The organism is Lactobacillus kefiranofaciens (assembly GCF_014656585.1).
In the GTDB taxonomy this organism is placed as follows: Bacteria; Bacillota; Bacilli; order Lactobacillales; family Lactobacillaceae; genus Lactobacillus; species Lactobacillus kefiranofaciens.
The window spans coordinates 1,707,969-1,722,736 of record NZ_CP061341.1; the positions used below are offsets into that span (position 1 = coordinate 1,707,969).

General features: G+C 38.0%; 11 protein-coding genes, 1 tRNA gene and 2 pseudogenes. 5 read left to right on the forward strand and 9 right to left on the reverse strand.

What is annotated here, in order from left to right; translation table 11 throughout:
* From ICI50_RS08375 to ICI50_RS08395, 5 genes and pseudogenes are all read right to left on the reverse strand, one after another.
* Complete coding sequence (locus ICI50_RS08375) at positions 1–1,059, reverse strand: MupG family TIM beta-alpha barrel fold protein (RefSeq protein ID WP_188891505.1); 1,059 nt, start codon at positions 1,057–1,059, stop codon at positions 1–3.
* 58 nt (positions 1,060–1,117) lie between these two features.
* On the reverse strand, positions 1,118–2,017 hold the full coding sequence (gene murQ, locus ICI50_RS08380; RefSeq protein WP_013854650.1) for an N-acetylmuramic acid 6-phosphate etherase: 900 nt from the start codon (positions 2,015–2,017) through the stop codon (positions 1,118–1,120).
* Positions 2,018–2,036: 19 nt separating this feature from the next.
* Positions 2,037–3,957, reverse strand: a pseudogene (locus tag ICI50_RS08385) (glucose PTS transporter subunit IIA).
* 223 nt (positions 3,958–4,180) lie between these two features.
* Positions 4,181–4,253, reverse strand: a tRNA-Thr gene (locus ICI50_RS08390).
* 115 nt (positions 4,254–4,368) lie between these two features.
* Entirely contained in the window at positions 4,369–5,205 is an 837-nt protein-coding gene (locus tag ICI50_RS08395) for an Rpn family recombination-promoting nuclease/putative transposase (protein WP_188891507.1), read from the reverse strand.
* 168 nt (positions 5,206–5,373) lie between these two features.
* On the opposite strand from ICI50_RS08395, the gene ICI50_RS08400 reads away from it, so the two are divergent.
* From ICI50_RS08400 to ICI50_RS08420, 5 genes and pseudogenes are all read left to right on the forward strand, one after another.
* A complete protein-coding gene (locus ICI50_RS08400; RefSeq protein ID WP_188891509.1) occupies positions 5,374–5,859 on the forward strand; it encodes a GntR family transcriptional regulator in 486 nt (161 codons plus the stop codon).
* An 8-nt stretch (positions 5,860–5,867) separates the two neighbouring features.
* Positions 5,868–6,050 (forward strand): hypothetical protein, encoded by a 183-nt coding sequence (locus ICI50_RS08405; RefSeq protein WP_188891510.1) that lies wholly within the window; start codon positions 5,868–5,870, stop codon positions 6,048–6,050.
* A 169-nt stretch (positions 6,051–6,219) separates the two neighbouring features.
* Positions 6,220–7,523, forward strand: a pseudogene (locus tag ICI50_RS10970) (Y-family DNA polymerase).
* Between the two features lie 150 nt (positions 7,524–7,673).
* Positions 7,674–7,886: a hypothetical protein gene (locus ICI50_RS11015; protein ID WP_341783211.1), complete on the forward strand. Its 213-nt coding sequence runs from the start codon at positions 7,674–7,676 to the stop codon at positions 7,884–7,886.
* Between the two features lie 52 nt (positions 7,887–7,938).
* Complete coding sequence (locus ICI50_RS08420) at positions 7,939–8,727, forward strand: Fic family protein (protein ID WP_013854656.1); 789 nt, start codon at positions 7,939–7,941, stop codon at positions 8,725–8,727.
* Positions 8,728–8,772: 45 nt separating this feature from the next.
* Here the strand turns inward: ICI50_RS08420 and ICI50_RS08425 are convergent, their stop codons facing one another.
* The 4 genes from ICI50_RS08425 to ICI50_RS08440 are packed head-to-tail and all read right to left on the reverse strand — an operon-like array spanning position 8,773 to position 14,588.
* Positions 8,773–9,147, reverse strand: coding sequence for a hypothetical protein (locus ICI50_RS08425; RefSeq protein WP_054640490.1), 375 nt, complete (start codon positions 9,145–9,147; stop codon positions 8,773–8,775).
* A 27-nt stretch (positions 9,148–9,174) separates the two neighbouring features.
* Positions 9,175–11,406, reverse strand: a complete 2,232-nt coding sequence (locus ICI50_RS08430) for a DEAD/DEAH box helicase (protein WP_188891512.1) — start codon at positions 11,404–11,406, stop codon at positions 9,175–9,177.
* 11 nt (positions 11,407–11,417) lie between these two features.
* Positions 11,418–12,743, reverse strand: a complete 1,326-nt coding sequence (locus tag ICI50_RS08435) for an ATP-binding protein (protein WP_013854659.1) — start codon at positions 12,741–12,743, stop codon at positions 11,418–11,420.
* 6 nt (positions 12,744–12,749) lie between these two features.
* The gene (locus tag ICI50_RS08440; RefSeq protein WP_188891514.1) at positions 12,750–14,588 is read right to left on the reverse strand and encodes a TerB N- and C- terminal domain-containing protein; all 1,839 of its coding nucleotides are present in this window, start codon (positions 14,586–14,588) and stop codon (positions 12,750–12,752) included.
* Positions 14,589–14,768: the final 180 nt, after the last annotated feature.

Below are 14,768 nucleotides of genomic sequence, written 5' to 3' on the forward strand. Positions count from 1 at the left end.
TCACCCTCTAACTACATCATCTTTCTTAATCTTTCTTAAAATAATTTTAGTATCTGCATCTATATAATTTAACAGATCGACAAACTCTAGGGCAATAAAACCGATCACATTGCTTCTAGCTTCAAAAGGCAAATCTACTTTAGTTAAACTTAATTCACCACTATAACGCTGGGCTAATTTATTTTGCATCACAATCGTTCCTTTCTTGCGGGTCAATGTATGATCGATAGCAGTATCTGGCACACGTTTATGATTCAATCTGATAATCTTTTCAGGAATATCCTTTCTAACTTCAATTACCTGATCATAAAGATCTTGATAAGCTGGCAATAAATGACATTCCAGATTCATCGTCTTATCTTTTTGATAATCAACGATGTATTTAAGCTGCTTGATAGAAGCTTCGCTATCGCCAATAAAGACATCATCAACGTTCGCTTCATGGATTAATTCCACAGCCGCAACGTATGGCAATAACCCCCGATGTTGTTCAACGGTTGGCAAGCCTTCATATAATGGAAAACGTTTGAGCACATCCCCTGGAACAAAGGCCTGTGTCTTCAAACCTAAATCTTTAAACAACCAATTCTTGCGCTTAAAGGCATCCCAACCCATACCAGTATCAGTATGTGGATAGAAATTATAGGTCAAAACAATTTGATTAATATCTACCCCAGCTTCTCTAGCTTCATCCAAATATTTTGGCGTCACTACACTAGCATTAAGTAAAATTGTAAAATCTTGTTGTAATTTTTTAACTAAATCAAAATCATCAAAACCATCATCTAGTCTTAAAGCAGTGAATCCTTCCTCCTTTAACGCTTGGAAGTCACCTTCCTTTATTCCTAGCATTTGCCAAGTAACTGGCGAAATGTCAGGAATTAATTCTAGACCCAAGGTTTGACATTGATTAACTAATTTAGGTAATTTTTGCTTAAACTGTGAGTGATCCTCTTCTGGAATCTGTAAGGAAGTGAAAACATATTTAGCTCCCGCTTTGGCAGCATTAGTTAAATAATCTTCATTTAGATCTCTAAAATAAACTAAAATTCCTAGCATAGCTTTCCCTCTTTCAAATAATAAAAGCCATTCACTATGAATGGCCTTTATGTTTTATCTATTCAAATTCTTTCAATACATCACTTACATTGTTTTGATGTTTCTTTAGCAAATCGCTAGCTTGATCTCTATTTAAATTAGCCTTAGCCATCACGATTGCTAAACCAACATTTTTATCTGCTTTTTCCAAAACAGCTTTTGCTTGTTCTGGTGAAACATCAGTAACCGTACTAATAATTCTAATCGCTCTCGCAACTAGCTTTTCATTAGTAGGCAAAACATCAATCATCACGTTTTGATAAACTTTCCCTTGCCTAATCATGATTCCAGTAGAGATAGTATTCAAAATCATCTTCTGAGCCGTACCAGCCTTCATTCGCGTTGAACCAGTAATTACTTCTGGACCAGTTACAGCTTCAATTGCAACTTCAGCATGTTGGCCAATCAAGCTATTCTTAACGCAAGCAATTGCGATGGTGGCAGCACCAACTTTTTTAGCATAGTCAAGCCCGCCGATTACATACGGGGTACGTCCACTAGCTGCTAGACCTAAAACAGTATCTTTTTCAGTTAAATTCAAGTTTTTTAAATCTTTAGCAGCTAATTCAGGATCATCTTCTGCTCCTTCAACGGCTAAATACATTGCGCCTTTACCGCCGGCAATTAAACCAACAGCTCTTTCTGGCTTGATTCCATAGGTTGGTACTAGTTCTACCGCATCTAAGACGCCGAGGCGACCACTCGTACCAGCACCAATATAAATTAATCTTCCGCCATCATGATAGCGCTTGGAACCAATATCAATTGCTCTCGCAATCGCTTCATTCTGGGATTCGACCGCAGCGGCAATTCTTTCGTTTTCCTCATTAATGGTCTTCACCATCTCAAGAGTGGACATCGTATCAATGTGCATCGAATTGTGATTGCGCTGTTCTGTCGTCAGATTTTCCAATGACATTTATATCATTCTTTCCAATTTACTTAGTTATTGCCTTAAATACGACCTGTCCAGCTTCAACTGCCGTATCATCGCTCTTAGATACATGATCAACCCGATCCATATTAGCAATAATCGTCAAAACTACTGGATCTTTGCCAGCTTTTTTAATAGCGTCAAGATCCATTGTGCCAATTACTGAACCAGCTTTTACTTCATCGCCTGGTTTAACGTTAATGGTAAATGGAGCACCTTTTAATTCAACAGTATCAAGACCAAGGTGCATTAAGATATCTAAATGACCTTTTTTAGTTTTCAAAGTAAGGGCATGTTTAGTATCCATTATTAATTCGACTTTAGCATTAACTGGAGCAACAATCTTGCCATCAATTGGTTCAATTGCAAAACCGTCACCTAACATCTTTTGCGAAAAAACATCATCCTTAACTTCTTCAATCTTTTGTAAATTACCTGATACAGGAGCAGCAAAATCAACTTCAATATTTTCACTAGGCATCTTCAACTTCGCCGTGAACAGCAGTCTTAGGAACACCCCAGAAGTAGGTAGCAATGAAACCACCAGCATAGGCGGAAAGCAAACCGATAACATAAGCCCACCACATGTTGTTAGCAATTAATGGGATCAAAGCAATACCAGAAGGACCGATCGCAATGGCACCAACATGGCCAAAGGAAGCAACTACGGCACCACCGATACCACCACCAACACAGGCAGTGATGAATGGACGACCTAATGGAAGAGTAACACCATAAATTAATGGCTCACCAACACCTAAGATACCTACAGGTAAGGCACCTTTAATCAATCTAACTAACTTTTTATTCTTACGACATTTTACCCAAAGGGCAATTGCGGCACCAACTTGACCAGCACCGGCCATGGCTAAGATTGGTAGTAATGGAGTGTAACCCATCTTTTGGATCATTTCCAAGTGAATTGGCGTAAGGATTTGGTGTAAACCAAGCATAACCATTGGTAGGAAGAATAGACCGAGAATGAAACCAGCAACCGGTCCACCAACGTTTAACACCCAGTTGATTCCACCAACTAATGAGTTAGAAATCCAACCAGCGATTGGCATAACTACAAAGACAGTGAACAGACCCATAATTAAAATGGTTAAGAATGGGGTAAAGATAATGTCCACTGAATCGGCAATATGTTCATGGAACCACTTTTCTACATATGATAGAACCCAGACAGCCAGCAAGACACCGATAATACCACCTTGTCCAGCAGCTAATGGCTTACCATCCAAGAAGTTAGGAATGGTTACTGGTGCAACGACACCTGGTAGTAAAACAACACCACCGATGATCCCACCTAAAGCTGGCGTAGCACCGAACTCTTTAGCAGTGTTAGTACCAACATAGATATTCAGGTAGGCAAATAAAGCACTGGCAATCATGCTTAAAATAGTAACGCCTAAGTTCCAGTTAGCTGGAAGCATTTTAGCCGTTAACATGTTTCTTAAAATACCAGCAACACCAGAAATTAAACCGGCACCAATGAATGCTGGAATAAGTGGAATGAAGATTGCTGAAATGTGACCTAAAGCTTTACGCCACCATGTTTGCTTCAATTGTGCTTTATGTTGAGCATGAACTTCAGCAGCTTTTGCTTGGACTTCAGATTTTTCTGCTTGATAGTTGCTTACATTAGTTGGAAATTCTTCATTTTCTTTAACTCCAACTTGGCTGACCATGCTTTGGGCTACCTTAGCATTTACACCTGAACCTAAAACGATTTCTAAAGTATCGGCACTAACTACGCCTAATACTCCATCAATTGCCTTTAAGCCAGCAATGTCGACCTTAGAATCATCACGAATCTTAATTCGTAAACGGGTCATACAGTGATACAACGATTCAACATTATTAGGTCCACCGATATTAGCGTAAATATCCTGACCTAATCTAGAATACTTATCATTCATCATTATTCCCCCTCAATGCTTTGAATAATGCGAAGCTTATAATTGTGTAAGCCCTTACATCTCTTATAGTATACTGTTTGAATTTAAAATTCAATATCTATTTAAAATAAGTGATTTTTACTATTTTATGAATTTTTATATCATTTTTGAATAAAGAAAAGACCTGCATGAATACTCAATCTTTACAATTGGGCTTCATTACAGGTCTTTTTAGTAAATACTCTGATGCCGAATGGCAGAATCGAACTGCCGACCTCTTCTTTACGAGGGAAGCGCTCTACCAACTGAGCTAATTCGGCAACGTTTATAACACTTGAATTATACCAAAACTCAGAATCACATGCAATCAGAATGGAAAAATGAATCAAAAAATAGCAACGATCTAAAAAGAATGTTGCTACTCATTTGTACAAATTATGCTTGTTTCATGAAATCTTTTAGTTCTTTTTTAGTGAATTGATCACCATAATCTTGTTCTAAACGCTTTAAAATTTGAGCATTAGTAGCCCCAAAATCTCTTAAGGCTGCAATTAATTTTTGGATTCCTTGCCTAATTCCCTCTTCTTTTCCGTCCTGCTCACGTTCAAGCAACTTTGTTTCATAGTCCATAATTTCATCCCTCCGCTTTGGATCATTGTTAATGTCCACAATTTTCTTTTGAATCTTGTCAAAAATTCTATTCAAATGAACCTGTTTATTATTTGCTAAATTAACTAGGGCTGCTAATTCAGGCCCAATGCCATCCTGTTTCCCTTTTGTGTTAATTATAATTTTTTTGATCCCATCGTTCAATTGATCAGACTTATCAACTTTTTCAAAGCTTTCATACTCATAGCGAACTTTCCCTTTCTTTTGTGGATCAAAAGTACATATGAAGATGATCGTTACTTTTCTTAGATCTCGATAGGTCTTACCAACCGGTAAAGTATATCTTTGATCAATCTTAGATGCATAATATCGCATGCGCCAACCAAGATCGCCCTTATCACTTGTCTGCACTTCTAAATCATACAAGTTATGCTTTTCATCTTCGACAAGTACATCCAGCCTGACATCCTTTTGCTTACGATATCCAGGGTCTTTTACTTCCCGTTGCTTGTTTGGCGGATAAATATGCTTTATCTTCGCCTCTGGAGCAATGATTCGTAAAATATATTTACAAATTTCCGGATCAGACATAATTTCACCGAAAATTTGATCTTCCGTAAACCCATACCAAGGTTGCTTATTAGGTGTAATATTCCAATTCACACCAACTTTCTTTAGAGTAGGGCATTAATTGCCCTCTACTATTTATTACGCAAAAAAAGGCAATTATTTTTTTACAAAATCATTTTTATCAAATCCAATTTTTCATATCTTTACTGTTATTACGTTTTAATTAAATAAAACATAATTTTTAATAGGGTGTAAAAGATAATGCAAAATAATCTAACAGCCCAGGCTTATAGTATTTTGCTGAAAAAGATTATCACAGCTGAATTAAAGCCTGGCGAAAAAATATCTGAAAAACAAGTAGAGCAAGATTTAGGAATTGGAAGAACGCCAGTAAGAGAGGCTCTTCTTCACTTAAGACAAGAACATTTAATTTACGTAGTTCCGCAATCGGGAACTTATATTGCCCAAATTGATTTAGCTAGTGTTATCAATGCACGCTTTGTCAGAATCAGTGTTGAACAACAGATTATGCAAGAAGCTGCTCAGCATCCGCTAACCGAATTACAAAGAGCTCAGTTAAAAGACATTATTCAGCAGCAAAAATTATACTGCAGTGAAAAAGACTTCCATCAATTCTTTAAGTACGATGATCTCTTTCACCAGCTTTTTTATGAAATTACTGGTCACGATATTGTCTGGAACTGGTTAAAAAAATCAACATTCAATTCGACCGTTTTCGTTTCTTAAGTTTGAATTTGGGTAATGCTTCTTGGAACAATTTGATTCAAGATCACCAAACACTTTTAGACACGGTACTTGCAGGTAAAAGTGATGAAGTTAAATCGATAGTTACTAAGCATTTACAACTAGTAATTGATGAAAAAAATACATTAGTTAACAAATATCCAGATTATTTTAAGAATACGAATATTTATTAACTAAAACATCAAAAACTTGAGTCCAAATTAAATGGAATCAAGCTTTTTTATTAGAAAAAATTCGCATTACTGATAATTTTTACTCACCCACTTGTTCGCGCAAACAAATGTTTTATAATGGCATTAATAGCTCATTTGTTCGGCTAACTAAAAAAGGTGGTTGATAATTATGTATGATTTCAAATATGAACCGCATCGCATTGTCTTGATGATTGATAATAAGAGTTTTTTTGCTTCCTGTGAGGCCCTCCGGCTAGGACTAAATCCGATGAAAGCTTGTCTAGCGGTAATTTCTCGCCAGCAAGGAGCCAATTGGGGCTCTGGTTTAATTATGGCAGCATCTCCACTAGCTAAGAAAAAATATGGCCTACACAACGTCATGCGAGCGCGCGACTTACCCTCAAAAAAAGAGGCACCCGATTTGATGCTAGTCGATCCGCACATGAATCTTTATATCAAACGCAGTATGCAAGTTTTAGACATTTTTAGAAAATATGCCGCTGATGAAGATATTCAGATGTATTGATCGACATGACTGACTCCTGGAAGCTTTTCGGTGATGATCTCTACTATGTTGCCCACAAAATACAAAAAGATATTCATGATACTTTAGGTTTATACACCACCTGCGGCATTGGTGAAAATCCAATTTTAGCCAAATTAGCAATGGATATTGAAGCCAAGCACAACAAATCGATGATCGCCTTTTGGCACTATCTTGATGTTCCTGATACAATTTGGCGCATCCCCAAACTAGAAGATGTCTGGGGTATCAATACCAGAACCGCTAATCATTTGCGCAGGATCGGCATTAACAATATGTATCAATTGGCTCACACCGATCCCGCTGTGCTCAAAAAGGAGTTTGGTATTATTGGCGAACAGCTTTTTGCCGAGAGCTGGGGCGTCGACCGCAGCATCATCCGTAAAAAATATCATCCCCGTGCTAAAAGTTATGGCAACTCGCAAGTTTTACAACGCGATTATTATAACCAGCGTCAAATTGAAATCGTCATTCGCGAGATCGGTGAACAAGTTGCAGCTAGAATTAGGGCCCATAACTTGCAAATGACAAAAGTTAGCTTATACATTGGCTTTTCTCTAACTGAACTGACCTGCGCTGATGCTAGGGCTGGCTTCAATGTTCAACGATCAATTACGGCCACTAATGTTAGCCATGATTTAGTGCAAACACTGCTTGTTTTATTTAGAGAAAATTGGCAAGGCGAAGCGGTTCGCTGTATCGGCGTTAGCTATGGGCGGTTAATTCCTGATTGCAGCCTGCAGCTCAATATCTTGGAAGATCCCGAATTGCAAATTAAGCGTTACAAATTAGACCACGTGATTGATGCGGTCCGCAAAAAATATGGCTTTTCTGCTTTAGTTAAAGCATCTAGTTTAGCTAGGGGTGCAACCGCAATTCAGCGTAGCAAGCTAGTTGGCGGCCATAATGGTGGTAATGCTTATGAGTAAAAGCCCTTTTGATCAAAGGATTGAAGAGTTTTTTAGAAATTATCAAGATCGCGGGATGAAAAAATGGGTCGGTTTCTTTTTAAGTGATCACACAGCTAAGATTAATCAGAGTACGATGCAGAGAAAAATGGTTTATGCAAAAAACCGGAAATGTCGCAAATTGACATTAGTCAGACTTTGCTCACAGCTTTTTGTAAACATCAATTAGTCAACTTGCAATTAAAAGAACGCGATCAAGATGGCAACCTGCCCGCAGACATTGAAGACTTCGTTGAAGGATATACTGAACAAGAGATAATTATTATTTCAGGCATCCCTGTGCCATTTACTGAGATTAATCATGTTGAAATTAAGAGGATGTAACGAAAAATGGTAAAATTTAATTATCTGAAGAGATTAGAAAGCAAGTGATCAGATGAGTAAAAACTTAGGACTCGCAAACTTTATCGTTTCTTTTGGCAGTATGAATGACTATGGCAGTTCTGTCTTACAAACCAAACGTGCTTTAGACCTGCACGATTTATCTAAATTAGCTCATCAACACCATGACGGTGAAATATTGCAAGATGCTTTAGATGGGATAGCTGCCGCAGAAAAATTCGGCTTTTCTAGAGAAGGAATTATTGCGATCAACAAAAGCTTCATTCATAGTAAAGAAGAAGATCCTAATTTACCAGGGCATTTAAGACAAGCTAGCAGCAATCCTGATGATGCTGTCGTCATTATTACAAATTCTCGTGGCACTGCCGAAGGCGCATATTTTGCCCCTGAAAATGTCTATCCTGAAGATTTAGATACAATAGTAAATGAATATAATTCATCTAAACAGACTATCAGGGATGCTTGGCGCGTATTTGCACAGTTATCTAAATTGCAACCTTTTCAAGACGGCAATAAGCGGACAGCTTTAATTGCCGCAAATTTGGCTTACAATACTTGGAAAAGTGAAAATTATTTAACTTTACCTTTCGATGACATTGATCATGCCGAATTCATGCTTGGCTTAATGAGATTCTATCGTGCTCATACAAAAGAACAGGAAGAACAAGCTTTAAATCGAATGGTAGCAGTCTTGCCTAGTCCTAATGAAGTTGAATATCATCTAAGTCACTCGCTTGAACAAAGAGATGTAGATATTAATGATTTAAAAACCAAACGAATAAAGTCTTTTTATAAGAATAATTTTGACAATAAAAACGATTGATCTCTGTTGGATCAATCGTTTTCGTTTCTATTGCATAACAGTTTTTTACTGCTTATTTTCCAACTTAGTCATTGCCGTTTCAGCTAAAGCATAAGCTTGTTGAGCTTGGTTCTTGGCTTGAACATATTCATTCAAATTGTCATCGCCATTAGTCAAAACGCGGGCAAAAGAAATTTGTTCAGCCATCAAGAAGTTGAACAATGAATCCCATTCTTTGTTGGCGAACTTAATCTTCTTAGCAGAAATTCTGGGCATCAATTCACGAGTAGCGTTAAAAGCTCTTTCCAAAATTTGTTCATCCGCATCAGTCAAGTCACGCACGTTGTAAGCTTGATGAATTTGGTGAACTTTGATCAATTCTTTAAGTAGAGTTCTTGCTTGGGCATCTTTAGATGCAGTTTGATTTATTTTTAACATCATTATTCTCTTTTCTATCGTTTTTATTTATTATAACAAAAAATTATCTGCCATTTCTTTGACGCAACGCTTCATTTCTTTAATATCCAGAACGCTATAAGCAAACTCTTTTCTAAGCAATTCTTTAGGCAAATATTGATCATACTTATCAATTCCCGGAACCTCTTTGGAATAAACCAAATCTAGCGGATCGAATTCCTTTTCTGCCTCTTCTTTTAAGATACGCCAAAAATCTTGTTCATCCCCATCCATGGCGAAATACATGAAATATGGTCTGGATGAATTAAAACCACGCAGATTGAGCTGCTTACCACATTTAATTTTGATAAAACGCTCCAGTGCTAAAAAGGCATAAGTCCCCGTCCATGGGAATAAACACCACATGTTGCTGCCTAATTTAATTAAATTCTTTTTGGGTACATTAGCTAAAGCAGCAGTATCTCGCGCTTGGGTTAAACGCGCCTTCCCATTTTGCATCAAGTATGGATACATGGTCTTTTCAGTTAAAACCTTTTTCATCCGTTGTAAAATCTTCGGCTGGATATCACCAGGTACATCCCCAAAGAAGGCCGGAATTCTCCCCTTTACTTCATGACAATAAACCTGGTGACGCTTACGGTCGACATCTTCGACCACCCAGACCCGGCCAGCAATAGCGATTTTATCACCGACTGGTGGCGGCTTAACGATCGTACCTAATTCTTCGCTACCGGCATGAACACTGAATTCCTCATTTTCGGCAAAAACAGCATAAAACTTAAAGTTATTCACAACTTTTTCACCAGCTAAGCCAACAATCAAACCACCATTTTCGGTCCATTCAATGTGGTCAGTTTTAAGCAAATATTTTAATAAAACGCGAAAATCTTCCTGGCTCACATTACGGAAATACGACAAAGTCAGCACTCTGGAAGCCAGCTCTGCTGGTGTCATCTCGCCGCTAGAGGCTAGGATACTCATCGTCTGATGATAGAGCAAACTATAAGGTAAACGATTAGGTTCTGGTGGCTCGACCCATTTTTCTTCTGCATACAGCTGCACTAGAGCAATTCCCTGAAGTAGTGGCCATGGGATGAGTTCCGGCAGCATTACCCGGGACTCGGGATGCTCCTCGCGCATAACAAAATGCATCTCTGGCGGATTGCCACGTCGACCTGTCCGCCCCATTCTTTGTAAAAAGCCAGACACAGTAAACGGGGCATCAATTTGAAAAGCTGCTTCTAGTTGTCCAATATCAATCCCCAGCTCTAGGGTCGCCGTCGCACAGGTTGTCATGTAGACATCCTCATCCTTCATTGCAGCTTCTGCTGTCTCACGCAAAGCTGGTGACAAATTGCCATGGTGAATCATAAAGCGATCAGGCTCATGATTGTAGGCGCAATAAGCTCTAAGTTCCTGGCAGACCGCTTCACACTCTTCTCGACTATTGATGAAAACTAGACATTTTCTACCCCGCGTATGTTCAAAAATATAACCGATGCCAGGATCCGCTAATTCTGGTGCTTTGTCAGTCTTAGGTTCAATTTGACTAGGATCAAAGTCTTTGCTACTGGCTTGGGGATCAGTTTTATAAAAGTGCTCCATTGAAAGATGCCAGATTTGCGGCTGATTTTGCACTTTAGGTGCAACTGTTTTTCTGTTAGAACCGGCACCTAAAAATTTGCTGGCTGCTTCCAAGTTGCCAATAGTTGCTGACAGGCCAATGCACCGCGGATTAACATTAGCCAATTTAGACAAACGCTCAATCAAGCAAAAGGTCTGTCCACCGCGATCACTTCTTAAAAAAGAGTGCAATTCATCGACCACAATATACTTCAAACCGCCAAAAAGGTGCGGAATGTCCATATGTTTGTTGATCATAAAGCTTTCAAGCGATTCGGGTGTAATTTGCAAAATCCCTGAGGGATGCTTAAGCATTTTTCGCTTCTGCGTTTGAGCAACATCTCCATGCCAACGCCAAACTGGAATATCCACATCTGTGCATAAATCAGTTAAGCGATCATATTGGTCATTAATCAGTGCTTTCAGTGGCGCAATATACAGCACTTTAACCGAATCTTCCGGTTCATTATAAATATCTGACAAGATCGGAAAAAATGCGGCTTCAGTTTTACCTGAGGCAGTTGAAGCAGAAAGCAAAACATTATCTTCTGTTTCAAAAATCTCTTCCGCAGCAGCTACCTGAATAGGCCGCAGAGTTTGCCAACCATGTTCATAAATATAATCTTGGATGAATGGCGCATAATGTGAAAAAACGTCCATCTTTTTCTTCCTTAAATCTTAAATTCAGTGTAATCTTTTGTTTTATTATCTGAAACGGCTTCCGACTTGGTGTAATTAAACTTATCCGAATTAAGCAAATCTGTAATCTTAGTCTTAGGGTTTTGCCAAACAATATCAAGCAATTCGATAAAGTCACGAATAATCTCTCGCGGCGTGATATTCGTATCTGCACCTACACGAGCATACTCAATCTTGATAAACTGAGCTAAATCTGCATCAGTAATCGTCCGTTCATAACCATACAGATTGGCATGCATATCAGCCAGCTTTTCGGTTAAAACCAGCATCTCCTCAGCAGTCAATGGTTCCAATTTAATTACCGGTGCATACATGTCACGTGCTCCCGCTTGGGCAAATTTTCCTGTTGCCAATCGACTACGCAAGGCTTCGTATGAATAAACACCACGCCGTCGGTCTTCAATTGCTTGTGGCGTACCACACATGATGATGCCCAAGTACTTGGCCTTGCCTTGCAAAGTATCATTATACATAGTCAAAATCTTTTCATAGTTATATTGCCGACTGATGGCATTCGGGATTTTAAAAATATTGACCAGCTCATCAATCATGATCATTAAGCCAGCATAACCGGCTTGTCTAAAGAAACTAGCAAACAGCTTCAAATATTCATACCAGTCACTATCCGAAATAATGATATCTACGCCCAAGTCTTTTTTAGCTTCGGTTTTGTGACTATATTCGCCCCTAAACCATTTAAGAACTTTAGCCTTAGTTTCGTCATCGCCGCTCATATAAGCGTGATAATACATATTAAGCAATTTTGCAAAATCAAAACCATGAACTAGTTCGTTTAGTGAAGAAATCACGGCATAAATCTTTTTATCCACTGCTGCTTCAAATTGTGGACTATTACTGTCAACGCCGCTTTGTACTACCTGGTTTTGCACAGAATTTATCCACCGATCCAAAATCAAAGTCAAAGCACCACCTTCTGGCCGCGTTTTGGTGGATAAGTTCTGAATTAATTCGCGGTAGGTAGCTAAGCCTTGGCCTTTTGATCCTTGCAACCGTCTTTCCGGCGATAAATCGCCATCAACTACAACAAAGTTTTTATCCATGACATAATTGCGAATCGTCTGCAATAAAAAACTCTTACCAGAGCCATACCGACCAACAATAAACCGGAAACTGGCTCCACCTGCTTGAATAATTTCTACATCATGAAGCAGCGCCTGAATCTCTTCTTTTCTACCTACCGTGATATAGGGCAGACCGATTCGCGGCACTACCCCGCCTTTTAATGAATTGAGGACGGTTTGGGCAATTCTTTTAGGTACTCTTCTTTTTTCTGGCATCTTTTCTCATCCTTTTAAAAAAATTTCTTTTAGATCTTCTACATAATCAGTAATAATCTGCGGCTGATCATTTTCATCGAACTCGATTACGCTATCACCAATCTTGTCAAATAACTTTTCATTAATGCTATCAGCTAAGATCGAAGTCATCAAATGATGCTGCTTAACATAGGTTTGCCAAGACTGCTTTTTTAACAAAGATATCAACAGGAACATTTCGTCTGGGGATAAATCATAGTCATTTTGTGTAAGAACTTCCGCTGAATTTTGTTTTTCCACAGCCTTTTGCTCTTCTTGCTGCTCTAATTCTTTTTCTTCATCTGTTAACAAACTATCCCGCGTCACTGAAGCATTCGCTCGAATTTGTTTTAAATTAGCGAAATCAATTTTGACTTGATCAATTTTAGCTTGTTCTGCCTGTTCTTGATATGCTCTAATGCCTTGCTCAATCGCCTTTAAAACAGCTTGATCAATAACTCGTGGCTTAATAGCTCTACCCAATTTAAATTTCTCTCGAACTAAACGATCTAATTCATGTAAAAAAGTATTTAAGTTGGTCTTTTGCCTTTTAACTGGTTCTTCCAAATGGATAAACCACCGGCCTTTTTGATAATGATACTTTCTAATCGCATCAATTTGAATCGTGATTGGAGTCTTGCTTTTAGGGTAAAAAACAGCACTCTTAAAAACCGACTGTTCGATCACCTTCGGCCGAGCAACAAAGGTACTATAATATGCTAACTGATATTTTTTAGCATTTAATAATTCCAACCAAGCACATTTCAAAACCGCCGCAAACAATTCGGAATGTGTTTGAATTACTTTAGAAGCCTTCCAGTAAGAAGTCTTTTTAGCAAAAACCTCAGCTAATTCAGTTGCCGAATACTTTTGTGGCGAATGCAAAATTTCATTATCACGATCTTGCTCAAGTTCATTTTGAAAATAGGTCTTGATCTTTTCTTTACCTAAATCATAGTAAAGCACATAATCTTTTAACCAATCAGCAAGATACGGCTGCATCCCTGAATCAAATTTTTCAATATAATTTTGTTCAAATTCAACTAAACGCTGATAACCTTCTTCCGGACTATTTACTCCAATGTTATTAAGCAGTTCATAAACATAGACATAAGCATAGGAAGTACTCGTTCGATGGTAGTCGCCCCTGCGCCATTTAGTCCGCCAAGTAAAGTAACTTCTTAATTGCCCCACCGACATATCGTGATAACTAGGAAAGAAGCGCTTAAAAGCAAAGAACTTATCATAATGGTCTTCATAATCAGCCATAAATCTGCCTTGAATAAAAAAGTTCTTAGCTCGACCACGAATAGGCAAAATACTGTAATCATACAGCTTAATCATTTGCCTAATTTTATCGGGAACTAAGCTTTTTTCTTTGTGAATAATTTTCTTATCTCGCGGTTTAATCGGTTGTGTCTGATATTTTTGCTCCTCTTTTTCCGGTGGGATATAAAAATATTGGTCTTGAGCAACGTTAACTTTTTGGTCATTCATTGCCAATTTAAAAGCAAAATCCAGCGCTTTTTTGATTGCTTCATCATAATGATTATTGGTCAACGCAGCTCCTACCCAACCAGCACTTTTAATTCGAACAGGCTCCATAAAGCCAGGTAAATCGCGGATCGTACTGGCAAAATCGCCACATTTTAAATTCAAGACAGCCATACTGTTATTATTTCTATTTTTGATTCTTGAAAGCATAGCGAAATATTTATTTGTAACAGGTGATGTTAAAATATAAGTATCCGTGTTATTTGCGACAATTGGTTTAAACTTCAAACCATATTTAGCATAAACGTATTTAAATAATTGATTAGAGTCCATTTTTTATCCTTTATTTCGTACGTATGTTCAAATTATATCATATTCCGCTTAACTTGCTAAATCGCTGTATACAGCTCAAAATGTATATTTTTTCATTCTATAAAGCTTATATTTTTATATTTGTGTGGTCATGCACAAAGAAGTATGGTACTATAGTTACTGTAAAGTTATGAAAGCGTT

What these genes read in the sequence shown, in the direction of transcription:
- ICI50_RS11015 (WP_341783211.1), top strand. Translation starts at nt 7,674, where the DNA reads ATGTCGCAAATTGACATTAGTCAGACTTTGCTCACAGCTTTTTGTAAA.
- ICI50_RS08425 (WP_054640490.1), bottom strand. Translation starts at nt 9,147, where the DNA reads ATGATGTTAAAAATAAATCAAACTGCATCTAAAGATGCCCAAGCAAGA.
- ICI50_RS08435 (WP_013854659.1), bottom strand. Translation starts at nt 12,743, where the DNA reads ATGCCAGAAAAAAGAAGAGTACCTAAAAGAATTGCCCAAACCGTCCTC.
- ICI50_RS08375 (WP_188891505.1), bottom strand. Translation starts at nt 1,059, where the DNA reads ATGCTAGGAATTTTAGTTTATTTTAGAGATCTAAATGAAGATTATTTA.
- ICI50_RS08420 (WP_013854656.1), top strand. Translation starts at nt 7,939, where the DNA reads ATGAGTAAAAACTTAGGACTCGCAAACTTTATCGTTTCTTTTGGCAGT.
- ICI50_RS08440 (WP_188891514.1), bottom strand. Translation starts at nt 14,588, where the DNA reads ATGGACTCTAATCAATTATTTAAATACGTTTATGCTAAATATGGTTTG.
- ICI50_RS08430 (WP_188891512.1), bottom strand. Translation starts at nt 11,406, where the DNA reads ATGGACGTTTTTTCACATTATGCGCCATTCATCCAAGATTATATTTAT.
- ICI50_RS08400 (WP_188891509.1), top strand. Translation starts at nt 5,374, where the DNA reads ATGCAAAATAATCTAACAGCCCAGGCTTATAGTATTTTGCTGAAAAAG.
- murQ (WP_013854650.1), bottom strand. Translation starts at nt 2,017, where the DNA reads ATGTCATTGGAAAATCTGACGACAGAACAGCGCAATCACAATTCGATG.